Origin of the sequence: Streptomyces sp. BF23-19 (assembly GCF_041106355.1) — a bacterium.
In the GTDB taxonomy this organism is placed as follows: domain Bacteria; phylum Actinomycetota; class Actinomycetes; order Streptomycetales; family Streptomycetaceae; genus Streptomyces; species Streptomyces virginiae_A.
Genome location: NZ_JBGBPT010000057.1, coordinates 1 through 22,302 on the forward strand (window position 1 = coordinate 1; position 22,302 = coordinate 22,302).

Here is a 22,302-nt window from a genome sequence, read left to right on the forward strand (position 1 = left end):
CTCGAGTGCCCCGACAACGCGGCGAGGTGCCGTGCCGGGCGGGCCGGGCCCGGCAAGATCCGGAAGAGACGGCCTAGCCCGGGGCCGCCCGGGGATGGTGATCTGAGCGCCCGCACGCTATCGATGGGCGCATGGAGAACCCTCTGCGCGGACTGCCCGCGCCACCGGCGCTCGGCGCCGCCGCCCTGCCCCCCGGTACCTATGCGGGGCAGGTGGTCCTCGTGACCGGCGGCGGCACCGGGCTGGGCAAGGCCATCGCCGCCGAGTTCGCCCGGCTCGGCGCCGATCTGGTGATCGCGAGCCGGCGCGCCGAGCAGCTCAAGGCGGCGCGGGAGGAGTTGGCGGCCGTCCCCGGCGCGGGCCGGGTGACGGCCGCCGTCTGCGACATCCGGGATCCGGAGCGGGTCGCCGACGTCTTCGACGCCGCGCAGGCGGCCTTCGGCCTGCCGGACGTGCTGGTCAACAACGCCGCCGCGAACTTCCCCTCCCCAGCGGAGGACCTCTCGCCCAACGCCTGGCGGGCGGTGGTCGACATCACGCTGACGGGCACCTGGTTCATGACGCGCGAGTTCGGCCGCCGCCACCTCGCCGCGGGCACCGGCGGCTCGATCGTGAACATCGGCGCCTCGTACGCCTGGACGGGCGGGCCCGGCTTCGTCCACAGCGCCGCGGCCAAGGCCGGGGTGAAGAGCCTCGTGGAGACGCTCGCCGTCGAGTGGGGCCCGTACGGCATCCAGATCAACGGGCTCGTCCCCGGGCTGTTCCCGCACGGCGACATGAGCGAGGACATCCGGGACGACCTGGAACGTGCCGCGCCCGACGCGAAGGACGCCCGGCAGCCCGCCCTGCGGGTCGGCGCGCCGCGTGAACCGGGCTGGGCCGCCACCTTCCTGGCCTCGCCGTACGCCCGGTTCATCACCGGGCACACCCTGGTGGTGGACGGGGCGAACTGGCAGCGCCGCTCGGTGGTCAACCCCGAGGTGGTCCCGGTCCGCACCCAGCTGGGCCGCGGCCCGTTCACCCCCTCCCCCTGAACACCGGTTGTCGGTGGGCGGTGCGAGGATCGGGGCATGTCTCTCGCCGAACTGACCCTCGACCGCTGGCGTTCGCTCGACCTGGCCGCCGCCGGACACCTCGCCCACGAGGCCGCCGCGCAGGTGGGCGGCCGGGTGGTACTGCTCGACGTCGTCGAACACCTCGGCCGCCCGCTGCACCGCGTGCGCGTCGAGCGCGAGGGGCGCCAGTTCGCCCTCGTACCCGGTGGAAGCGTGCGGCTGGGCTTCGACCTGGACGCCTGGGAGCCGACGGTCGCGCAGAGCGCCGACTACGCGGAGAGCGCGGAGGAGGGGTACGGGTACGGGCATCCCGACCTGAAGTCCTATCTCGCCGATGTGCTCAGCCCGCCGCGCACCGCGACGCTCGCGACGGTGCTCATGGCCGTGGAGGACGAGGCCCTGACCGATCCCGTGGCCGACATGCCGGCCGCGCTGGCGGCGCACGGGCTGCGGATACCGGGCGCCGACGAGTGGGAGCACGCGTGCGGGGCCGGGGCCGGCACCCTGTTCCGGTGGGGGAACGAGTGCCCCCTGGGCGAGCCCTCGTACGGCAGCGGTGGCGTGCGCCACCGGCCGAACGCCTTCGGGCTGCACATCGCCTACGACAGCTACGGCACGGAGCTGAGCGGGGACCCGACCGCGGTGCACGGCGGCGACGGCGGCGAGGCCGTCTGCGGCGGGTACGGCGATCTGCTCGGGTGGCTGCCGCTGGCCACCGCCAACCGCAACCCGTACGCGGCCGAGTTCACGTACGGCCCGGACGGTGAGGGCATGTACGAGGAGTTCTCGACCCGACCCGTGCTCAGCCTCCGCTGAACCGCGGGGGCCGACGCGCGGCCTTGGCCGTGTAGCCCTCCTGACAGTCCTCCGAGGTGAGGGTGAGGGCCGCGGTCATCGCCACCCGGTCGAGGGCCGCCGGGAGGGCGGCATCGGCGTAGCCGTCGATCGCGCGCTTGATGCCCTGGACGGCGAGCGGCGCGTTGGCGGCGATCTCCCGCGCCACCGCGCGGGAGGTGGCCTCCAGGTCCTCGCCGGGGACGAGCAGTTGGACCAGATGGAGCCGGTGCGCCGTCGCGGCGTCGATGCGCCGGCCCGTCAGGGCCAGATACTTGGCCCAGCCCGCACCCGCCTCGCGGGCGATGCGGAGGTCGCCGCCCGCGTCCACCGCCACGCCCAGCCCGGCTTCCGGCAGGGCGAAGACGGCGTCCTCGGCCGCCACCCGGATATCGGCCATCAGCGCCAGCTCGAAGCCGAAGCCGAGGCAGTAGCCCTGGACGGCGGCCACCACCGGTTGCGGGAGGCGGGTGAGGACCGCGAACCGCTCGTGCACCCAGCGGATGCCCTCGTAGTAGTTGCGGGTGCGCTCGGCCGGGGAGCCGCCCGTGATGGCGCCGCCGGGCGCGGTCACGTCGATGCCCGCGCAGAAGGCCCGCCCCTCGGCCCGCAGCAGCACCGCCCGGACGGACGCGTCGAAGCGGATCCGGTCCGCGAGCAGGCCGAGCTGTCGGGTGGACTCCCAGCTCCAGCCGTTGAGCTTGTCCGGGCGGCACAGGGTGAGGACGGCGAGGCCGTCCGCGACCTCCAGCCGGATCCGCTCCTCGCCCTCCGCGATCTCCGTGGAGATGGTGTCGATCACCGTGTCCCGCACCCCCGGCCCGATGGCTGACGACCCGCCGAACTGACGGATCGTCAGACTAGAGGCGGCCGGTCAGCGGGGGAAGACCTCGAACGCCACGGCCGGACGCCCCTCGAACCGGGCCGCGGCCTGCTGGGCGTTCCCGGTGAGGAAGGTGCGCACGTACTCCTCGGGGTCCTGGTCCGTGAGCACCTCGATGTACGCCTTGTGCTCCAGCAGGGACTTGATCGAACGCTCCAGCCCGGGGCCGGCGTCGACCGCGTGCGTCGGGGTGGCGGACCCGGCCACCGCGACCCAGCGCACGCCGTTCCAGGGCTCCAGGCCCTGCTCGATCAGCTCGGGGAAGATCCAGCGGTTCCCGGCGTCACCGGCCGCGTCCAGCACGGCCCGGCCGACGGCCTTGTGGTCGGGGGTGTTCCAGTAGCCGCCGCCCTGCGCGCCGCCCCACGTGTCACGGTGGTTGAGCGTGACGATCAGCTCGGGCCGGTGCCGCCTGATGGCCGCCGCGATGTCCCGGCGCAGGTCGAGCCCGTACTCGACGACGCCGTCGCGGTAGTCCAGGAACTCCACCTCCGACACCCCGACGACCGCGGCGCTCGCCCGCTGCTCCGCCTCGCGCAGCGGCCCGCAGGTGGCGGGGGCGATGCTGTCGATGCCCGCCTCGCCGCGCGTGGCGAGGAGGTAGACGAACTCCCGGCCCCCGTCCGTCCAGTGCGCGATGGCGGCGGCGCACCCGTACTCCAGGTCGTCGGGGTGCGCGACGACCGCGAGGGCGCGCGTCCAGTCGGTGGGCATGGGCTGCAAGGCGGGCTGCTGATCAGGCTGTTCGGTCATGTCTCGCACAATAGGCGAATGGACCGACATGGGCGGGTGGTGGCGCTGCTCGACGCCACGGGGATCTTCTTCGAGCCGGCCCGCACGGCCTTCCCGGGGGCGAGCGAGGCCGCGTGGGAGCGGGCCGGTCGGCTGGACCCCGGCGCGACCGGGCCGGACGGGACCTGGGCGCTCGATTTCCGGTGCTTCGCGATCGCCCGGCCCGGCGGCCGCTGGGTGCTGGTGGACGCCGGGGTCGGACCGGCGCAGTCCCCCGCCGCCCCCTGGGCGCCGGTGCCGGGGCGGCTGCCGGACGCCCTCGCGGAGGCCGGCATCGCTGCGGCCGATGTGGAAGCGGTGATCCTGACCCACCTTCACGAGGACCACGCGGGCTGGTCGTCGGGAGCCGACGGGCAGCCGCTCTTCCCGGCGGCCCGGTACGTCGTACAGCGCGCGGAGGTGGCCGCGCTCGACCGGACGGACCCGGTGTGGGACTGGACGGTGGCGCCGCTGCGGGCGAGCGGGCAACTGCACGAGGTGGACGGGACCCACCGGCCGGCCCCCGGCATCACCCTGCTGCCGACGCCCGGGCACACCCCGGGGCACCAGTCGGTGCTGGTGGAACAGGGCGCCGGGGCCCGGGACGTGGTGGTCACCGGGGACGTACTCGTGCACGCGGTCCAGCTCGGCGACCCGGCGGTGCCGTACTCCCACGAGCGCGACCGGGAGACCGCCCGGGCCTCCCGGGAGGACCTGCTGGCACGGGCGAGGGAACGCGGTGCCCTGCTGGCGACCGCGCACCTGACCCGCGCGTTCGTGGAACCCGGCTAACTCGGGCCTCGACCGACTCAGGCCTCGTCGCGGACGAGGGACAGCAGCCGGTCCAGGACGCGGGGGCCGCCCGCGCGGACGCCGTCGTGCTCGAACTCGTCCGTCACCCAGGTCCGCAGGCCCCGGACGGACCGGGCCGTCTCCAGCGAGTGCGCGGTGTCCACGTACATGTCGTCGTGGTAGACGGCGGCGGCCACCGGCACCTCGTTGGCGGCCAGGCGCGCCCGGTCGTAGAGGGGCTGCCAGCCGGTGCGGGCGGCCAGCAGTTCCGCGGTCTCGCGCAGGGGGGCCAGGGCCGGGTCGGTGGTGAAGTGCCAGGGGTGGATGGTCTCGCCGGTCAGAAGCAGCGGTTCGTCGCCCGCGAGCGCCTTGCCGGCGTCGAAGCGGGGGTGGTTCGCGCGTACCCGTTCGGCGGCCCAGGCGGTGGGCGCGGCGGGGTCCTGGGCGTAGATCGCCTCGTGGACCAGAGCGTAGAGGGGGTGCCCGGCGAAGGAGAGCTGGGCACGGACGCCCTCCAGGAAGGCGTCGGAGAGGGCGGGTCCCGCGAGGGTCGGCACGAAGGCGTCCTCCAGCAGGTAGTGGAGCTGGTGGCTGCCGTCGCCCCCGCCGAGGAGGATGCCGAGGGACTGGAACCCCTCGACGGTGAGGCGGTGGCCGCCGGGGAGTTCGGCCGGGGTCCGTGCGAGGTGGGCGGCGATGCGGCGGGCGCGCTCGACGTCCATCGGGTACCGGGCGTAGTGGGCCAGGTTCTTGCGTTCGATGCGGGGGAACGCGGCCTCGTACACCTCGTCGGCGGTGGCGGTCAGGGACGGGAGGCCGCCGGTGACGAGTGCGGCGGTGAGGCCTTCGGGCGCGGTGGAGAGGTAGTGGATCGTGCAGAAGCCGCCGAAGCTCTGGCCGAGCACGGTCCAGGGCGCGCCGCCGGTCAGGCCACGGCGGATGGCTTCGGCGTCGCGCACGATGGAGTCGGCGCGGAAGTGGGCGAGGTACTCCGCCTGCTGGGCGGGGGTGCCGCGCAGGGGCAGGGTCTGCCGGTTCACCGGAGTGGAGCGTCCGGTTCCGCGCTGGTCGAGGAGCAGCACCCGGTACTCGGTCAGCGCCCGCGCCAACCAGGCCTGGCGGCCGATGAAACGGCGGGCGCCGAAGCCGGGACCACCCTCCAGGTAGAGCAGCCAGGGCAGCGTCTCGGGGTCCATGCCGGCGGCCACGACCTCGCGGGCGTACAGCTCGATCCGCTCCCCGTCCGGGCGCGTGTGGTCCAGGGGGACGGAGAACCGGTGGTCGGTGAGGACCGTGCCGGGCTGGCGGTAGCTGCGTGCGATGGTCACGGACGGCCCCCAGGGGTACGAGGAGATGAAGGACCGCGCCCCGGCCGGATGGCGGCGGGGGCGCGGGGTGGTGGCCCCGAGTCTACGGAGGGCCGGGTCCGGCCCGGTGGGCCGGACGGGGTGTCAGAACTCGACGACCGAGCGGAGGACCTCGCCGCGCTCCATCCGGGCGAAGGCGTCCTCGACGCCGTCGAGCGGGATCGTCTCGGAGACGAAGGCGTCCAGGTCGAGGCGGCCCTGCAGGTAGAGGTCGATGAGCAGCGGGAAGTCGCGCTCCGGCAGGCAGTCCCCGTACCAGGAGGACTTCAGGGAGCCACCGCGGCCGAAGACGTCGAGGAGCGGGAGTTCGAGCTTCATCTCCGGGGTCGGCACGCCCACCAGGACCACCGTCCCGGCGAGGTCGCGCGCGTAGAAGGCCTGCTGGTACGTCTCGGGGCGGCCCACGGCGTCGATGACCACGTCCGCGCCGTGGCCGCCGGTCAACGCCTGAATGGCCTTGACCACGTCATCGGTGCGCCCGTTGACGGTGTGGGTGGCGCCCAGGCCCCGGGCCCACTCCAGCTTCCGGTCGTCCAGGTCCACCGCGATGATCCGCGACGCGCCCGCGAGGCGGGCTCCGGCCACGGCCGCGTTGCCCACTCCCCCGCAGCCGATGACGGCGACGGAGTCGCCGCGCCCGACGTTGCCGGTGTTCAGGGCGGCGCCGAGGCCGGCCATCACCCCGCAGCCCAGGAGGCCGGCGGCGGCCGGGGCGGCCGCCGGGTCCACCTTGGTGCACTGGCCGGCCGCGACCAGGGTCTTCTCGGCGAAGGCGCCGATGCCGAGGGCCGGGGAGAGCGGGGTGCCGTCCTCCAGGGTCATGGGCTGGGTGGCGTTGTGCGTGGCGAAGCAGTACCAGGGGCGTCCGCGCTTGCAGGCGCGACAGGTGCCGCACACCGCGCGCCAGTTCAGGATCACGAAGTCACCGGGGGCCACGGACGTGACGTCCGGGCCGACCGATTCGACGACTCCGGCGGCCTCGTGGCCGAGGAGGAAGGGGAATTCGTCGTTGATCCCGCCCTCCCGGTAGTGCAGGTCGGTGTGGCAGACCCCGCAGGCCTGCACCCGGACGAGGGCCTCGCCGGGTCCGGGGTCGGGCACGAGGATCGTCGTCGTCTCCACCGGTGCGCCCTTGCTCCGGGCGATGACCCCTCGTACGCGATGTGTCACGTCGTACCCCACTCTGATCGAATCCGTCTGGATCAACGAACGTACACGGACGCCACGCGGTACGGGAGTTGTGTCACGTTCCGGCGCGCGACCCGGCCAGATCCGGCGGTACGGCGGCCCGAAGTGCCGCGCCGAAGGCCGCCACGGCGGGGTGCGCGCCGGCTCCGCTGCGGAAGGCGAGGATGGTACGCCGTTCCATGAGCAGGCGGGTCAGTCGTACGGCCGGATCGTCCGGGCCCGTGACCCCGAGCTGTGGTACGACGGCCACCCCCTGGCCCGCCGCGACGAGGGCGAGCACGGTGGCGAACTCGTCGACCTGGTGGCGTACCCGCGGGGTGAAACCGGCGGCCTGGCAGGCCCGGACGGTCATGGCGTGGCAGAGGGTGCCGGGGGTGGCGGTGATCCAGGGCGCCCGGGCGTGCGTACGCAGGACAGCGCCCTGGTCGGATCCGCCGGACGGGTCGGGGGCCTCGCGGGGGCGGGTCTCGGAGGGGTCGGGGGCCTCGGCGGCGGGTGCGGCCAGGTACATCGCCTCGCCGTAGAGCGGTTCGGTGGCCAGTCCCGGCTCGGGCTCGGCGGGTACGAAGTCGTACTCGTGCACCAGGGCCACGTCCAGGTCCCCGGCCCGCAGGGCGTGTGCCACCGCCGCCGGGTCGGTCTCCGAGACCATCGGCTCCAGCCCCGGGTGGCGCCGGGCGAGGGCGATCAACGCGGCCGGGACGATGGCCCGGGTGGCGGTGGGGAAGGCGCCGATCCGCAGGGCTCCCGCCAGGCCCCCACGCGCCTCGGCGAGGTCGGCGTCGGCCTGCTCCAGCCGTTCGAGGACGGCCTCGGCGTGTCGGACCAGGTTCTGGCCGGCCGGGGTGAGGCGGACCCCGCGGCCGGTGCGCTCCAGCAGGGGCAGGCCGGCCTCCCGTTCGAGGACGCTGAGCTGCTGGGAGACCGCCGAAGGGCTGAAGGTGAGGGCCTCGGCGACGGCGGCGATGGTGCCGCGGCGGGCGAGTTCGCGCAGCAGGCGCAGGCGTCGTACATCGAGCATCGGCTCAGCTTACGGGTTGAGTAAGGAAAGCGAACTGGATTTGATCGTTCGGGCGGGCAAGGCTCTTGGGCATGGCACAGGACATCGCACAGGACATCGCAGAGACCCTCCCCTCGCACGGGATCCACGTACCGCTCGTCACGCCCTTCACCCGCGGTGGGGAGGTCGCCGTCGAGGCGCTGGAGGCGCTGGCCCACGAGGTGCTCGACGCGGGCGCCACCGGCATCGTCGCGCTCGGCACCACCGCGGAGACGGCCGGCCTCGACGCGGCGGAGCGTGACCTCGTCACCGGGGTGTGCGCCCGGGTCTGCGGGGAGCGGGGCGCGCCACTGACCGTCGGGGCGGGAGCCGGCGGCACCCGGGCCGCCGAGGCCTCGCTGGCCCGGCTGACCCGGTGGCCCGAGGTGCGGGCGGCGCTGGTGACCGTTCCGCCGTTCGTCCGGCCCGCGGCCGCCGGGGTGCTGGCGCACTTCACGCGGCTGGCCGAGGTGAGCCCGGTACCGCTGATCGTCTATCACATCCCGTACCGCACCGGGCAGCCGTTGGACGCGGCCGCGCTGCGGGCGCTCGGGGCGCTGCCGGGGGTCGCCGGGGTGAAGTACGCGGGCGGCGGCATCGGCGAGGAGGCGGTGGCGCTGCTCGGTGACCTGCCGTCCGGGTTCGAGGTGCTGGCCGGTGACGACGTGTACCTGTCCCCGCTGCTGGCGCTGGGCGCGGCGGGCGGGATCCTGGCCTCGGCACATCTGGCGACGGACCGCTTCGCGGAGCTCGCCGCGGCCTGGCGGGCGGGCGACGTGGCCAGGGCGAGGCCGCTGGGGCACGCGCTGGCCCGGATGTCGGCGGCGGCCTTCGCCGAGCCGAATCCGGCGGTGCTCAAGGGCGTCCTGCACGCTCAGGGGCGGATCCCGACCCCGGACGTCCGACTGCCCCTGCTGCCGGCCTCACAGGGGGCGGTGACGGCCGTGACGGCCGCCTTGGAGCGGCTGGGGTGACTCCGGAGCGATCGAGGCGACCCTGGGGCGGCCGTGGCGCCCCAGGGGTGCCCCTGAGGTGCAGACCGGCCGGCGATATGCCGGAAAGGGTCTCTTGTGGGCGATTTGCCGCCTACGGGCCGGTCGCCCGAATGAGGGCCCCGGAGAGTGGACTTGCCCGTATTGGCCACCGGGTCGGCGACCCGTGATGTGAGCCACACCGAACACCTCAACATCATTTCCGCAGAACAGTCGATTCCCTTTTCCCGGAAAGGGAATCGGCTATTGCACCGATACCCCTTCAAGGTCATTTACCCGGCCGATAGCGAGATGTCGATCTATCGGTGGAATTCGGGTCTTGTTCCCGCGTGGCGCGCTCGCCTACGGTCACCTCGTTCCTGGTGGTCAGCTGCCGAATACGGCCGCCGCCCGGGATCTCCCGTCCCCCCACGTGAGGAATTCCGCCATGCCTGCAAAGGGTAAGCACCGTCGGCCGAAGCACTACCGGATCACCCGAAAGCTGGCTCTCGCCGGCACCGGTGGCGCGGCCCTCACTCTCCCGCTGATCAGTGCCACCACCGCCGGGGCGGCGGAGGCGGCCGCCGCCCCCACCACGTATTCCGTGGTCGCGGGCGACACCCTTTCGGAGATCGCGGCGAAGCATTCCGTGAGCGGCGGCTGGCAGCAGCTCTACGCGGCGAACCGGAGCGTCGTCGGCGCCGACCCGTCGATCATCCGGCCCGGCATCAAACTGAAGCTCGGCGTCCAGGCGGAGACCGAGCGTGCGAGCAGGTCCGCCGCCCGGACCGCCCTCAAGCCCGCGGCCAAGCCCGCGGCCAAGCCCGTCACCGCCTACCCGAACAATCTCGACGGGTGGATCCGCGAGTCCCTCGACGTCATGGCCCAGCACGGTATTCCCGGTTCCTACAACGGAATTCACCGCAATGTGATGCGCGAGTCCTCGGGCAATCCGCTGGCGATCAACAACTGGGACATCAACGCCCGCAACGGAATCCCTTCCAAGGGGCTGCTCCAGGTCATCGATCCGACCTTCCGCGCCTACCACGTGCCCGGCACCTCGCAGAACTCCTACGACCCGGTCGCCAACATCACCGCCGCCTGCAACTACGCGGCCGCGCGCTACGGCTCGATCGACAACGTCAACGGGGCCTACTAGGAATCTCCCCGCGCCGGTTCACACCGGACGACGCCGGGCGGCGCGGACGAGGATCCGCAGGGGCGCCGCCAGGCCGTATCCGATGTCCCGGCGCAGGGCGGCGGCTCCCGCCCGTTCCACGGCGGTCAGCTGGTGGGCCATCAGCTCCGCCATCGTCGCGATGACCGGACGCAGTCCGGGTTCGGCGAGGTCGAGGATGCCGTGGGTGGCGTCCAGGGCCGTACGGGCACGCCGGCACTCGGCGGCCAGCAGGGCGCGCACGGCCGGGGTGTCGCGGGCCTGTTCCAGGTCGGCGCGGGTCACGGAGTGCTCGTCGAGCCGGGCGCTCGGGATGCAGAGCCGGCCGTCCGCGAGGTCCCCGCAGAGGTCGGCGAGGAAGTCCACGCGCTGGGCGGCGTCGACGAACCGCCGCCAGCCCGCGGCCTGTTCCGGGTCGGGGCCGCCCCGGTACTGCAGTCCGGTGAAGACCAGCACCCCGGGCCACGCGTAGGCGTCGAGGTAGGCCTGGAAGTCCTCCTCCGCGGCGAAGCCGTCGAAGGCGGCCTCGGCGGTGGCGGCGCCCTCCAGGAAACGGGAGACCCAGTGCGGGGGCAGACCGCGGGAGTCCACCGCGTGCGCGTAGGCCCGCAGGAGGGGGTCGGGGCTGTCCCCGGACTTCAGGGCCGCCTCCACCCGCTCGGACAACGCGGCGAGACCGGCGGCCCGTTGCCGCGGGGTACCGGTCTCGGCGACGTCGTCGACCAGGTTCATGAAGGCGAGACCGGCGGCGAGGGCGGGCACCAGCGGCGGCGCGGCCAGCAGCCGCAGCGCCAGGTACGGGGCGGACTCGCGGCGCAGCACCCGGCGCGCGGCGTGCGTGTAGTCCTCCCGCAGCCGGGTGCCGGAGATGCCGGCCGCTGTGAGGGTGGTGCGCCAGCTGGGCATCGTGGTCGTGCTCCTGAACCTGTCGGACCGTAGGTGGGTACGGGTGGACGATGTCAGAACTTGGTGACCTTCTTGACCTTGCCGTCGATACCCGCGAGCAGATAGCCGCCGCGACCGTACTCGTCGGTGACGTAGGGCCGCATGCAGGGGACCTGATCCATCATCCAGGGGTCGATGATCACATAGGTCGAGGTCGGCTTCTCGATGCCGAACTCCTTCTTGGACTGCTCCAGGAGGCCGGGCACCGCGTCCCAGTTGACGGTCGCCATGTCGATGAGCGGCTCGCCCTCCTCCACCGTGCCGTCCGGGCCCGTGCGCCTGGCGGCGCCGTCGCGGTACTGCCAGGCGTCGACGGTGTCGGCGCCGGGGGCGGTCGGGATCGAGGCGAGGACGTAGCCCTCGTAGACGGTGAGGTCCACGAAGGTGGTGGTGCCGGTCTTCTCCTTGAGCGCGTCCACGGCGATCCGGATGTTCTGCGGGGTGAGCATGCTGCCGCGGGCCGCGACGGCCTTGGACGTGCTCGCCTTCGCGCCCGGCGTGGAAGCCGGGGTGGCGACGGCGGGCCGGGTGGCGCGGGAATCGGCCGCGTCGTCGTCGCCGGAGTTCCCGTCGGGCATCCACTGGACGATCCCGACGACGGCGGCCGCCAGCACCACCGTGAGGGCCGCGCCGATCAGGGCCGGGCGCCTGCGCGGTGCGTTCGTCAGCGGGACGGGCCTGGTGGGAGCCCCGTAGGGGGAGCCACCCTGGCCGAACGGCGGCGGGGTGGGCGCCCCGTACGGGCCGCCGTACGGGCCGTACTGACCCGGGACGACGGGAGCGGCGGGTGCGGCCGGTACGGAGAGGGCCGGCGCGGCGGCGACGGGCCCGGCGCCCGCCGCGTGGCCGGATCCGAGAGCGGCGCTCGCGTCCCGGAGCAGTTGTTCCAGCTGCGCCCCGTCGGGCCGCGCGGCCGGGTCCCGTACGAGCAGCCGTTCCAGTACGGGCGCCAGCGGGCCGGAGCGCACGGGCGCCGGGATCGGCTCGTCCAGCACGGCGACGACCGTGGCCAGGCTGGTGGCCCGGCGCAGCGGGTGGACGCCCTCCGCGGCCACGTAGAGCAGCATGCCCAGCGACCACAGATCGGAGGCGGCCAGCCCCTCCTCCCCGCGGACGCGTTCGGGCGCGATGTACTCGGGCGAGCCGATCAGCACGCCGGTGGAGGTGAGTCCGGTCGAATCGTGCAGGGCGGCGATGCCGAAGTCGGTGAGCACCGCCGACCCACTGGGCCGCAGCAGCACGTTGGCGGGCTTCACGTCGCGGTGGAGCACGCCCTCGGCATGTGCGGCGCGCAGCGCGGAGAGCACGTCGAGCCCGAGCCGCACCACCTCGTCGGGCGGCATGGGGCCGGACTCCAGGCGGTCGTGCAGGGAGCCGCCCCGGACCATCTCCATGACGATCCACGGGTGTCCGTCCGTGCCCTGCGCGGGCTCGACGATGTGGTGGATCGTCACGACGTGGGGGTGGGCGAGGCGGGCGAGGGCGCGGGCCTCGCGGACGGCCCGTTCGCGCATCTGGTCCGCGAGGCCGGGCTGGGCAGCGGCGGTCGCCGGGTCCGGCGGGCGCACCTCCTTGAGCGCGACCTCGCGGTGCAGGGCGATGTCGCGGGCGCGCCACACCGTACCCATGCCCCCGCTGCCCAGAGGTGCGACCAGCTCGAAACGGCCGTCGATCAGCTGTCTGCCGGCCTCACTCGTATCCATGGCCGCTCATCGTAAGGGGCGGCCGGCTCAGCAGTGTCGGCGGTCCACCGTGAGCGTGCCCTGGGCGGTGGCCACCGTTCGGTCGTAACAGCCGCCGGGTGCGGTGGACCCGTACAACCGGTAGCGGGCGGAGGTGGTGGCGACCGCGTGCCGCTGATCGCGCGGGACGTTCGCGGTGTAGGTGGCGTCGCCGGTGTACCGGTCGTCGAGCCGGGAACTGTCGACGGTCCGACCGCCGCGCCGGGTGACGGTGTCGGCGCGGTCGCCGAGCGAGAGGACGGTGCGCAGCCGGTCGCCGGCGCCGAGGGTGGTCTCGCCGTCCATCGTGTAGGTGCGGGCGGTCCGGGTGGTGGTGGCTCCCTGCGTCACGCTCTCCTCGTCGGTCCAGGTGGCGGTGAGCGCGTCCTGGTTCTCGCCGTCGGTCCAGCGGTGCACGGAGGTGCCCCGCACGGCGCGTGTGACCGTGGTGGCCACGCGGCCGTGGGAGGTGTTCAGGTGTCCGGCGACGGTCAGCCGGTGGCCGCCCTCGGTGTCCAGGCGGTGCTGCGCGCCGGGGGCCGCGGGGGTCCAGCGGGAGTGGCCGGTCGGATCGCTCTGCTCGTGCCGGGTCAGGGCGCCGCTGACGACCTCCCGGCCCTCGTCCTGCCAGAGCAGCAGGTTGGTGGGGGTGCTCCAGCCGCTCTGTCCGGCGGGCACCCCGGCGACGGAGACCTCGATCCGGTGCGGACGGCCGTCGTTGAGGAGCGCGGCGTAGGGGGTGAGGTCGTAGCGGATCGGCTGGACGTCGAAGGCGCGCGGGCCGGGGGTGACGTACCAGAGGAAGGGGTTGGACCACCCTCCGGTCCACACGGTGGGGAAGGGCGCGGCGATGCCGGCGAGCTGTCCGTCGACCGAGACGCGGACCTCGCGGTACGGGCCGTCGGCGGCCTTGCAGGAGTACGGGGCCGCGTCCGGGGTGGTCATGTACCAGTACTCCTCGCAGCCGCCGCCCGAGCCGGTGGCGTACACCTCGGCGAGGAGGCGCTCCGTGTTGCGCGGGGTGGTGACCGAGGGGGTGGTGAGGGGCAGGACGCGGTCGGGGGTGTCGGGGGCCGGGTTGCGGCCGTCGGTGGCGTAGAAGGTCAGGGTCACCTTGACGTCGATGACTCCGGTGTAGGTGTCGTCGACCACGTTGCCGATGAGCATGTCGACGGGCTGCGGGCGGGCGAGGGTGTCGCGGTAGCGGGTGACGTCCTTCTCGACGGACCAGGTGATGCCGTCGGGCGAGGGTTGTGGGGTGGAGGTGCGCAGGATCTCGACCCCACCGAGGGCGAGGTGGCCCAGGCGGTCGTACTGGCGCCCCTTGACCTTGCCGTCGAGGCGCAGGACCACCTTGGCCCAGCCGGTTGTCCCGCAGGCTGCGGGCGGTGTGTAGCTGCCCCGGTAGGGCGTGAAGTCGCGGAACTGCGCCTCCGCGAGGGTCACCTGGCAGGAGCGGGTCGCGGGTCGGGCGACGGGCGGGGCCGCGGTGAGCGGGTCGTGCCAGTCGGTGCCGAACTCGGCGGGCGGCGGGTCCGTGACCGGGGCTCCGGCGGCGGACGCGGGTCCCGCGGCGGCCAGGGTGGCGGCGGTCAGCGCGATCGCGCCGAGCAGGCCGGTGATCCTGTGTCGTCGTCTCATGGGCCCGCAGTGAAACCCGGCCCGCCGGGGCCGGGCCAGGGCCGGTGCTCCGGCCCTGGCCGGTTCTGAACCGCCGGTCGGCTCCCGCTCGGACGTCAGCGGGGCAGGACGACCACGCCGTCGTCGTCGGCGTGGACGGTGTCCCCGACGCGGAAGGTGATGTCGCCGATGGTGACGGGCTCGTCGATCGCGCCGTCGCCGGTCTTGCCGCTCTTGCGGGGGACCGTGCCGAGCGCCTTGATGCCGAGGTCGAGCCCGCCGAGGGCGACGCTGTCGCGGACCGAACCGTTGATGATCAGGCCGGCCCAGCCGTTGGCCTCGGCCGCGCCCGCGATGAGGTCGCCGACGAGGGCGGTACGCGGTGAGCCGCCGCCGTCCACGACGAGGACCGCGCCCTCGCCCGGTGTGTGGAGGAGGGTGCGCAGCAGCGCGTTGTCCTCGTGGCAGCGCACGGTCCGGACGGGTCCGGCGAAGAGCCGGCGGCCGCCGAACTGGCGGAACCCGGTGGCGCAGATGGCCAGGGACTCGCCGTACTCGTCGTACAGGTCGGCTGTGGGGACGGGGGTGACGCTCATCTCGCTACCGTTTTCCTCGCTGCTCGTGCTCGTACGTCGCGGTGGTGCGGCCGGCGTAATCGGCCGATCGTGCGGCGCCGCGGGGCGGTTCACCGGGGCGGCTCGTCCCGTGCGGAGCGGCGACGGCCCGGGCGAGGTGCTTGTCGCCGGTGGCGGTGCCGAGGCCCGAGCCGGACATCGGCCGGAATCCGACGGGCGGCCTCGCGTACGCGGCCTCGGTTCGAGGCGGCGCGAGACGCGACCGGGGCCGGGGCGTGGGCGGGGCCCGGGCCGCGCAGGCGTGCCGGGTCAGTCCCGAGAGTTGCCGAAGAGGATGCGGTAGCCGATCAGCAGGACCAGCGAGCCCGCGATGGCGGAGCCCCAGGTGGCAAGGTCGAAGAACTCGGTCTGGATGGGCTTGTCCAGGACCTTCGCCGACAGCCAGCCGCCGATGAAGGCGCCGGCGACGCCGATGAGGGTGGTCCCGATCAGGCCACCGGGGTCCCGGCCGGGCAGCAGGACCTTGGCGATGCCCCCGGCCAGCAGTCCCAGGATGATCCAGCTGACGATCCCCATGTCCAGTCACTCCGCTTCGGTCGTCCGGTCGTTCAGGTGTTCCGGTGTTCTCCTGGGAGGACGCGCCCGGGAGTGGATCGGTTCTCCGACGCTCAGACCGCCACGCGGCCGACCTGCACGGAGAGCTCCGCACCGGGGTGGGGGCCGGCGCCCGGACCCGGCCCGGCGGAGGGCGTCGTCCGGGTGAGCAGGAGCACTCCGCGCGCCGCGAGGAAGGCTCCGGCTCCGGCCAACAACAGACCCGGCACGCCGCCTTGCAGCCGTTCGCCGAGCAGGACCATGCCGATGACTGCCGCGGCCAGCGGGTTGGCCAGGTTCACCACGGCCAGCGGGGCGCCGAGTCCGCCGCGGTAGGCCCGCTGCGACAGCAGCATCCCGCCGACCGCGAACACGACGACGAGCAGGGCCACCGCGACGACCCGGACGCTGAGCAGGGCTCCGCCGCGACCGGCCGCCACGGCCACCGTCTGGGTCAGGGCCGAGGCCGCCGCGGAGGCCAGCCCGGAGGCGGTCGCGTGGCGCAGGCCCGAGCGCGGGTCCTTGTCGGCGGTCAGCATCAGGATCACGGCGAGGGTCGCGCCGGAGACGGCCAGCGCCTCGATCAGCGTGAGGGTGTCGTCGGGGGCCGGCCCGGAGGCCGGGAGCAGCAGCAGGCCGAGCCCGGCGACGGTGGCCAGGGTGCCCCGCCATTCGGTGGTCGCCACCCGGCGGCCGGCCCTGCGCGCCCCCAGCGGGACGGCGGCCACCAGGGTGAGCGCTCCGAGGGGCTGCACCAGGGTGAGGGGGCCGTACCGCAGGGCCGCCGCGTGCAGGAGCGCGGCGGCGGCGTTCAGCCCGGCCGACCACCACCAGGCGCCGGAGCCCAGCAGGGCCTTGGCGCTGCGCGCGACGGCGGCCCGGGCGAGGCGTTCCTGGGCGACGGCGGCGGCCGCGTAGGCCACGGCCGACGCGAGGCAGAGCCCGACGGCGAGGGCGGTGTCGTTCATTGTCCGGCTCCTACGGCCGCGTCCACGCTCCGCGGGCGCGGCAGGCCTCGTACGGGGATGTCCAGGACCGGCTCCGAGGCCGATCCCTGGTCCGGGCCGGCGTCCGGGTCCGGATCCGGGTCGCTCGGGCGCGGCTTCGGGATGAGCAGCAGGGCCGCCCAGAGGAGGACGGCGGCCACGACGGCGTCGAGCCAGTAGTGGTTGGCGGTGCCGACTATCACCAGCAGGGTCAGCAGCGGGTGCAGCAGCCACAGGAAGCGCCACCGCGAGGAGGTGGCGGCGATCATGCCGAGCGCGAGCATCAGCGCCCAGCCGAAGTGCAGTGAGGGCATGGCGGCGAACTGGTTCGCCAGGGTGTCCTCGGCCGGTGCGGCCTTGTACACGGAGGGGCCGTAGACCTGGGCGGTGTCGATGAGCGCCGCGGCGTCGAGCAGGCGTGGGGGCGCGAGCGGGAAGGCCAGGTGCAGGGCGAGGGCGGCTCCGGTGAGTCCGGCGAGTACGCGGCGCGTCCACAGGTAGTGGGCGGGGCGGCGGAGGTAGAGCCAGATCAGGAAGAGCGCGGTCGCCGGGAAGTGGACGCCCGCGTAGTAGGTGTTCGCAGTGGTGACGAGGGCGTCCCCGTGCAGCAGCAGCCGCTGTATCGCGCCCTCGCCGGGCAGGTGCAGGAAGCGCTCCGCGTCCCATATGCGCGCCGCGTTGCGGAAGGCGTCTTCGGTGCGGTCGGTCGAGAGCAGCCGGCCCGCCTTGTAGACGGTGAAGAATCCCGCGACGAGCAGCAGCTCGCGTATGAGGCGGCGGCGCGCGGCTCTCGGTCCGGCTGCCGGCTCGGCAGGTGTGGTGTGGGAGCTCATCCCCCGGTCTCTCTTCCTGTTTACGCGCACAGCGACACGCCAGTGTATCGATACATTGGCGTATCGATACGCTGGTGTACCGATACGGTCGCGTTCCCGTACACTTCCGTAGTGGAACCTGCCGCCGAGGCGCCCCCAGAGGAGAGCCGCATCCATGACGACGACGCCGTCCCCCGCGCGCCGCTCCAAGATCACCCCGGAGCGTGAGCAGGAGTTCTACGACGCGGTCCTGGAGCAGCTGCGCGAGCACGGCTACGAGGCCCTGACCATGGAGGGCGTCGCCGCCCGGGCCAGCTGCGGCAAGTCGACGCTCTACCGGCAGTGGAAGACCAAGCCCCAGCTCGTCGCCGCCGCCCTGCGTGCGGGCCGCCGCGGCACCCTCGTCGCCGTGGACACCGGCTCACTGGCGGGCGATCTGCGTGAAGCCGCCCGGATCGCGGCCGGCACCTCAGGCAGGGACACCCGACTGACGCAGGCCCTCGGGCACGCCGTGCTCAGCGACGAGGAACTCCAGGCCGCCCTGCGCGAGGCGCTGGTCGAGCCGGAACTGGCCGCCTTCGACGAGATGGTCGGACGGGCCGTGGCACGCGGCGAGATCGACGCGGACCATCCGGCCGTGGAGTTCCTGCCCGCCCAGCTGATGGGCGTGCTCCGGATCCGGCCGGTGCTGGAAGGGCGGTACGCGGACGCCGACTACCTGGTCCGGTTCGTCGACGCCGTGCTGCTCCCGTCCCTGGGTCTCGCGCCTCCCCGCCCCACCGGGCCCCCGGCCGACCAGGCCCCCTGAACCGGCGGGCCGCCGTCCTGATGACCTGACGGCGACCTGCCCGCGCTGCCTCGTGGGGACGGCGGCAGCGCGTCACCCGGATCGGGCGGCGACCACTCGCCCCAGGAGTGGTCGCCGCCCGATCCGTGCGGCTCCGCACCGGCCCGGGCGGCCGGCCTCAGCGGAGCGCGCCCATGGTCCGCGCGAACACCTCGGGGTCGACCTCGTAGCCGTGCAGCCGCAGGTCGAAGGACCAGGCGCCCGAGGCGTCGCGGGTGAACTCGGCGACGGTGGCCGCGGTGGCGGAGGCCACGGCGGTGAAGTCACCCTGGGCGAGGTCGGCGTGGCCCTCGCGGATCCGGAATCCGGTGCCGCCGATGTCGGCGAAGGTCTTCGTACGGCCCGCCGCGCCGGCTTCGGCGTTCTGGATGACGACACCGACCACCACCCGACTCGACGCCGGCGCCATCCGGTCCAGCTCGATGGTCATCACCTCGTCGAAGCCGAAGCCCTGGCCGGTGTGACTGTCCCGGTTCAAGGTGATGGTTCCGTCGGGCGACCGACTGCCGAAGTGCACCAGCTGGACGGGCGTCCCGTGGAGGTCCTCGGCGCCGAAGACGGCGGCGACGATGTCGAGGTCGTTCGCGGGTGTGCCCGTCGGGCTGGGGTCCCACCGCAGCGCGAACTCCACCCTGGCCAGTCCCTTGCGTACACCGCTCACCGAACTCCCCCTTCGTTCACAGGCATTGCCCGCCCATGATCCCACGAGCCCCCCGACCCGGCCCGAACGATCGTACGCTTCCGGCCATTTCGGCCGGTTCGGTCACCCAGGCCGCCCCTTCCGGATCTCGCCGGGCCCGGATGGACCGTGCGTACCGAATTCGGCAGCGGTGAAATCTGGACAAAGCTGATTTGCGCCTCTTCGCCCAATAGCGGCGCATTCCCACCCCATCGCACCACGGGCGTTCCCGGGCCGCCCCTTTCCCCCACTACGGCCCGGGGCAACCGCATGATCTGCAGCTGAACCGGATCGTTATCCTCAAGTTTTCCTCAAATCTAGTGACGGTGAGCCCGTCCGCTTCCTAGCTTCCTCGTACACGCGTCCCCACGTCCCCACATTCGCGCGGTTCCACACGCCCCCGGCGATCCCGGTGACGCGTCCCGCGTTCCCCAGGAAAGAGTGCAGCATGAAGGTTCCCCAGGCCGGTGCGGTCGCCGCAGTGATCGCGATCGCCCTGACCGCCTCCGGGTGCGTCTTCGACGATGGGGACCAGGGAGACGGGACCCTCTCCATCGGCATCAAGTTCGACCAGCCTGGCATAGGCATGCGGGAAACCGACGGCACCTTCTCCGGATTCGACGTCGATGTCGCGACGTACGTGGCCAAGGAGCTCGGCTACAAGCCGAACAAGATCGAATTCAAGCAGGTCTACAGCAACGACCGCGAACTGCTGATCCAGTACAACGAGGTCAAGTTCGTCGTCGCGAGCTATTCGATCAACGAGAAGCGCAAGGAGAAGGTCGACTTCGCCGGCCCGTATTTCGTCGCGCACCAGGATCTGCTGACCCGCGCCAACGACGGTTCGATCACCAAGGCCGAGGACCTCAATTCGAAGAGCCTGTGCTCGGTCAGCGGCTCCACCTCGGCCGAGAACCTCCGCAAGAACCTCGCCCCCAAGGCGGGCCTGCTGGAGATGAGCGGCTACGCGGACTGCGTCGTCGCGCTCCAGGAGAGCCGGGTCGACGCCATGACCACCGACAACTCCATCCTGGCCGGGTACGCCGCCCGGAAGGGCAACGAGGGCAAGTTCAAGCTGCTCGGCACGAGCCTGAGCAACGAGAACTACGGCATCGGGGTCAAGAAGGGCAACAAGGAGCTCCAGCGCAAGATCAACGACGCGCTGAAGAAGATGGTCGCGGACGGCTCCTGGGAGGCGGCCGTGAAGAAGAACTTCGGCGCGAACTACAAGTACGAGCCGGCTCCGGCGATCACCCCCGTGAGCTGACGCCCGTCGAGGCGGCGGGGTCGGCGCGCTTGCGTCCGGCCTGAAATCGGCCCCGCCCGCACGCCCCGACGGCCGTGACCCCCTCGCACGGGGGTCACGGCCGTCGGTGTGATCCGTGCTCCCGCTCAGGCCACCGGGGCCTTGCCGCGCAGCACGGTCAGGAACTCCCGCATCCAGCGCGAGTGGTCCGGCCAGGCCCGGGCCGAGACCAGGGTGCCGTCGACCACGGTCTCGGAGTCCTCGAACTCGGCCCCGGCCGCCTTCATGTCCAGTTCCAGCGCCGGGTACGCGGTCACCCGCCGGCCGGTCAGGCCCCCGGCCGCGGCCGTGATGAGCGGGCCGTGGCAGATCTGGGCGATCGGCTTGTCGGATTCCGCGAAGGCGGCCAGGATCCGGCGCACCTCGGGGTCGTTGCGCAGGTACTCGGGGGCCCGGCCGCCCGGGACGACCAGAGCCGCGTAGTCCTCGGTGACCACGTCCGCGAAGGCCAGGTCGGCGGGCCAGGTGTAGCCGGGCTTCTCGGTGTAGGTGTCGAAGCCCTCCTCGAAGTCGTGGACCACGAACCGCAGCTTCTTCACCTGCGGCGCCGCGATGTGAACCTCGTAGCCCTCCTCGCGCAGGCGCTGGTACGGATACAGGACCTCCAGCGATTCGGCGGCGTCGCCGGTCACGATGAGGATCTTCACTGCCATGGGCTGCTCCCGAGTGGGCCGGTCAGAGTCGGTGCGGCCCCGCCCCGGGGCCATCGCTACCCTGCCCGCGGCGGACGGTCGGCACACACCAAGGTCCCCCACTACCGACACGTGGTTTTCACCTGTTCGGCACATGACAATGTGACCCTCGCTGTGCCACTGACACTCCGCCAATTCCCCGGGCGGGGACGGTGCGTAGGGAGAGGTACCCCCCACCTGATGAAGATCTCGCGCATGACCCCCTGGGCGGCCGCCCTCGCCGCCGCCGCCCTGATCGGCATACCGGCGGCCGCGTCCGCCGGCCAGCAGGGCACCACCGCCGCCGAGAACCCGACGGCCGCCACGACGGACCCGTACGCGGATTACTACGCGAACGCCCAGGGCAAGACCGGGCCCGCGCTGAAGACCGCCCTGCACGACATCATCAAGATCCAGTCGAAGGTGACCTACGACGGCGTGTGGAACGCCCTGAAGGTGACCGACCAGGACCCGGCGAACCCCAACAACGTCATCCTGGTCTACTCCGGCCGCTCCCAGTCCAAGACGACGAACGGCGGCGGGGTCAACGACTGGAACCGCGAGCACGTCTGGGCCAAGAGCCACGGTGACTTCGGCACGGCCACCGGTCCGGGCACCGACCTGCACCACCTGCGCCCCGAGGACGTCACCGTCAACAGCACCCGGGGCAACAAGGACTTCGACAAGGGCGGCAGCCCCGTCGGCGAGGCGCCGGGCAGTCTGACCGACGCCGACTCCTTCGAGCCGCGCGACGCGGTCAAGGGCGACGTGGCGCGGATGCTGCTCTACATGGCCGTCCGCTACGACGGGGGTGACGGCTTCGCGGACCTGGAGATGAACGACAAGGTCAACAACGGCTCCGCGCCCCTCTTCGGCCGGATCAGCCTGCTGAAGCAGTGGAACCAGATGGACCCGCCGGACGCCTTCGAGCAGCGCCGGAACCAGGTCATATTCGACCAGTACCAGCACAACCGCAACCCGTTCATCGACCACCCGGAGTGGGTCAACTCCATCTGGTGACCGGGGCCCGCAGTCACGACGTCCTCCGGGGGTTGGGCCGCGTCAGGCAGGGTATTCCCAGGCCAGAGGCTGCGACCCGCGCCCGACGGCAGCAGCCGGCGGAGGTACGTCGTGATGGACGGAGCCGGACTCTCCGATCGCGAGCAACGCGCCCTCTCCGCGATCGAGGCCGAACTCAAGGGTGATCGTTCCCTCGACCGGATCCTGCGGTCCACGTCGCACCGGCGTCAGCGCATCGTGGCAGCCTGGCTGCTCGGTGCGGTGGCGGCGGTGCTGTTCGTGGCGGCCTCGGTCACCGTCTCCCGACTCCTGATCTGGGTCTTCGCCGCGGTCTGGACGTCAGCGGTGATCCTGGCGCTGCCGCTGGTCGGCCAGTGGCTCCGGCGCCGCCGGCAGCGCGTCGACCGTACCGAGCGGATATGACCGACGGACAGCACAGGCCGGGGGCG

General features: G+C 73.0%; 24 protein-coding genes. 9 read left to right on the top strand and 15 right to left on the bottom strand.

Translation table 11 applies throughout. The annotated features are described in order from the left end of the window. The first annotated feature begins 131 nt into the window (after window positions 1–131). Together AB8A24_RS28060 and AB8A24_RS28065 are read left to right on the top strand one after the other, a co-directional pair. The gene (locus AB8A24_RS28060; protein WP_369477934.1) at window positions 132–1,034 is read left to right on the top strand and encodes an SDR family oxidoreductase; all 903 of its coding nucleotides are present in this window, start codon (window positions 132–134) and stop codon (window positions 1,032–1,034) included. Between the two features lie 36 nt (window positions 1,035–1,070). Continuing rightward, on the top strand, window positions 1,071–1,871 hold the full coding sequence (locus AB8A24_RS28065) for a hypothetical protein (RefSeq protein WP_328960135.1): 801 nt from the start codon (window positions 1,071–1,073) through the stop codon (window positions 1,869–1,871). On the opposite strand, the gene AB8A24_RS28070 is transcribed toward AB8A24_RS28065, so the two are convergent. Next, window positions 1,858–2,691, bottom strand: coding sequence for an enoyl-CoA hydratase/isomerase family protein (locus tag AB8A24_RS28070; protein ID WP_369477935.1), 834 nt, complete (start codon window positions 2,689–2,691; stop codon window positions 1,858–1,860). The two genes, AB8A24_RS28065 and AB8A24_RS28070, sit on opposite strands and share 14 nt — an antisense overlap. Before the next feature lie 72 nt (window positions 2,692–2,763). Continuing rightward, window positions 2,764–3,525 (bottom strand): PIG-L deacetylase family protein, encoded by a 762-nt coding sequence (locus AB8A24_RS28075; RefSeq protein ID WP_328960137.1) that lies wholly within the window; start codon window positions 3,523–3,525, stop codon window positions 2,764–2,766. A gap of 18 nt (window positions 3,526–3,543) precedes the next feature. Between AB8A24_RS28075 and AB8A24_RS28080 the strand changes: the two genes are divergently transcribed. Further along, window positions 3,544–4,335 carry an MBL fold metallo-hydrolase gene (locus AB8A24_RS28080; RefSeq protein WP_328960138.1) on the top strand — a complete coding sequence of 264 codons (792 nt, stop codon included), beginning with the start codon at window positions 3,544–3,546 and terminating at the stop codon, window positions 4,333–4,335. A 17-nt stretch (window positions 4,336–4,352) separates the two neighbouring features. On the opposite strand, the gene AB8A24_RS28085 is transcribed toward AB8A24_RS28080, so the two are convergent. The 3 genes from AB8A24_RS28085 to AB8A24_RS28095 all read right to left on the bottom strand — a co-directional run bounded on the left by AB8A24_RS28085 (window position 4,353) and on the right by AB8A24_RS28095 (window position 7,911). Further along, window positions 4,353–5,657 (bottom strand): alpha/beta fold hydrolase, encoded by a 1,305-nt coding sequence (locus AB8A24_RS28085; protein WP_369477961.1) that lies wholly within the window; start codon window positions 5,655–5,657, stop codon window positions 4,353–4,355. Between the two features lie 129 nt (window positions 5,658–5,786). Continuing rightward, window positions 5,787–6,872, bottom strand: a complete 1,086-nt coding sequence (locus AB8A24_RS28090) for an S-(hydroxymethyl)mycothiol dehydrogenase (protein WP_369477936.1) — start codon at window positions 6,870–6,872, stop codon at window positions 5,787–5,789. 73 nt (window positions 6,873–6,945) lie between these two features. Next, entirely contained in the window at window positions 6,946–7,911 is a 966-nt protein-coding gene (locus AB8A24_RS28095) for a LysR substrate-binding domain-containing protein (protein ID WP_369477937.1), read from the bottom strand. Window positions 7,912–7,982: 71 nt separating this feature from the next. Between AB8A24_RS28095 and AB8A24_RS28100 the strand changes: the two genes are divergently transcribed. Then, entirely contained in the window at window positions 7,983–8,903 is a 921-nt protein-coding gene (locus tag AB8A24_RS28100; protein WP_369477938.1) for a dihydrodipicolinate synthase family protein, read from the top strand. Between the two features lie 445 nt (window positions 8,904–9,348). After that, window positions 9,349–10,059, top strand: coding sequence for a LysM peptidoglycan-binding domain-containing protein (locus AB8A24_RS28105; protein WP_328960142.1), 711 nt, complete (start codon window positions 9,349–9,351; stop codon window positions 10,057–10,059). A gap of 18 nt (window positions 10,060–10,077) precedes the next feature. On the opposite strand, the gene AB8A24_RS28110 is transcribed toward AB8A24_RS28105, so the two are convergent. The 8 genes from AB8A24_RS28110 to AB8A24_RS28145 form a co-directional block, all read right to left on the bottom strand. Continuing rightward, window positions 10,078–10,983, bottom strand: a complete 906-nt coding sequence (locus AB8A24_RS28110; RefSeq protein WP_328960143.1) for a squalene/phytoene synthase family protein — start codon at window positions 10,981–10,983, stop codon at window positions 10,078–10,080. 53 nt (window positions 10,984–11,036) lie between these two features. Beyond that, complete coding sequence (locus AB8A24_RS28115) at window positions 11,037–12,725, bottom strand: serine/threonine-protein kinase (protein ID WP_369477939.1); 1,689 nt, start codon at window positions 12,723–12,725, stop codon at window positions 11,037–11,039. A 27-nt stretch (window positions 12,726–12,752) separates the two neighbouring features. Then, a complete protein-coding gene (locus AB8A24_RS28120) occupies window positions 12,753–14,384 on the bottom strand; it encodes a peptide-N4-asparagine amidase (RefSeq protein ID WP_369477940.1) in 1,632 nt (543 codons plus the stop codon). A 95-nt stretch (window positions 14,385–14,479) separates the two neighbouring features. After that, a complete protein-coding gene (gene rraA / locus AB8A24_RS28125; RefSeq protein ID WP_369477941.1) occupies window positions 14,480–14,959 on the bottom strand; it encodes a ribonuclease E activity regulator RraA in 480 nt (159 codons plus the stop codon). Window positions 14,960–14,963: 4 nt separating this feature from the next. After that, window positions 14,964–15,137, bottom strand: coding sequence for a hypothetical protein (locus AB8A24_RS28130; protein ID WP_369477942.1), 174 nt, complete (start codon window positions 15,135–15,137; stop codon window positions 14,964–14,966). A gap of 110 nt (window positions 15,138–15,247) precedes the next feature. Further along, window positions 15,248–15,514, bottom strand: a complete 267-nt coding sequence (locus AB8A24_RS28135) for a GlsB/YeaQ/YmgE family stress response membrane protein (protein WP_030390536.1) — start codon at window positions 15,512–15,514, stop codon at window positions 15,248–15,250. Window positions 15,515–15,606: 92 nt separating this feature from the next. Continuing rightward, window positions 15,607–16,500: a hypothetical protein gene (locus AB8A24_RS28140; protein WP_328960148.1), complete on the bottom strand. Its 894-nt coding sequence runs from the start codon at window positions 16,498–16,500 to the stop codon at window positions 15,607–15,609. Beyond that, window positions 16,497–17,351, bottom strand: coding sequence for a phosphatase PAP2 family protein (locus AB8A24_RS28145; protein WP_328960149.1), 855 nt, complete (start codon window positions 17,349–17,351; stop codon window positions 16,497–16,499). The genes AB8A24_RS28140 and AB8A24_RS28145 overlap by 4 nt, the downstream gene beginning before the upstream one ends. Before the next feature lie 154 nt (window positions 17,352–17,505). Between AB8A24_RS28145 and AB8A24_RS28150 the strand changes: the two genes are divergently transcribed. Beyond that, complete coding sequence (locus AB8A24_RS28150) at window positions 17,506–18,138, top strand: TetR/AcrR family transcriptional regulator (RefSeq protein WP_369477943.1); 633 nt, start codon at window positions 17,506–17,508, stop codon at window positions 18,136–18,138. A gap of 157 nt (window positions 18,139–18,295) precedes the next feature. Here the strand turns inward: AB8A24_RS28150 and AB8A24_RS28155 are convergent, their stop codons facing one another. Next, on the bottom strand, window positions 18,296–18,838 hold the full coding sequence (locus AB8A24_RS28155) for a TerD family protein (protein ID WP_369477944.1): 543 nt from the start codon (window positions 18,836–18,838) through the stop codon (window positions 18,296–18,298). A gap of 466 nt (window positions 18,839–19,304) precedes the next feature. Here AB8A24_RS28155 and AB8A24_RS28160 point away from each other — a divergent pair, with 466 nt between their 5' ends. Next, window positions 19,305–20,123, top strand: a complete 819-nt coding sequence (locus tag AB8A24_RS28160) for a glutamate ABC transporter substrate-binding protein (protein ID WP_328960151.1) — start codon at window positions 19,305–19,307, stop codon at window positions 20,121–20,123. A gap of 125 nt (window positions 20,124–20,248) precedes the next feature. Here the strand turns inward: AB8A24_RS28160 and AB8A24_RS28165 are convergent, their stop codons facing one another. Further along, window positions 20,249–20,815, bottom strand: coding sequence for a DJ-1/PfpI family protein (locus AB8A24_RS28165; protein WP_030761290.1), 567 nt, complete (start codon window positions 20,813–20,815; stop codon window positions 20,249–20,251). A 219-nt stretch (window positions 20,816–21,034) separates the two neighbouring features. Between AB8A24_RS28165 and AB8A24_RS28170 the strand changes: the two genes are divergently transcribed. Continuing rightward, a complete protein-coding gene (locus AB8A24_RS28170; protein WP_369477945.1) occupies window positions 21,035–21,853 on the top strand; it encodes an endonuclease I family protein in 819 nt (272 codons plus the stop codon). 114 nt (window positions 21,854–21,967) lie between these two features. Then, a complete protein-coding gene (locus tag AB8A24_RS28175) occupies window positions 21,968–22,276 on the top strand; it encodes a DUF3040 domain-containing protein (protein ID WP_328960153.1) in 309 nt (102 codons plus the stop codon). Window positions 22,277–22,302: the final 26 nt, after the last annotated feature.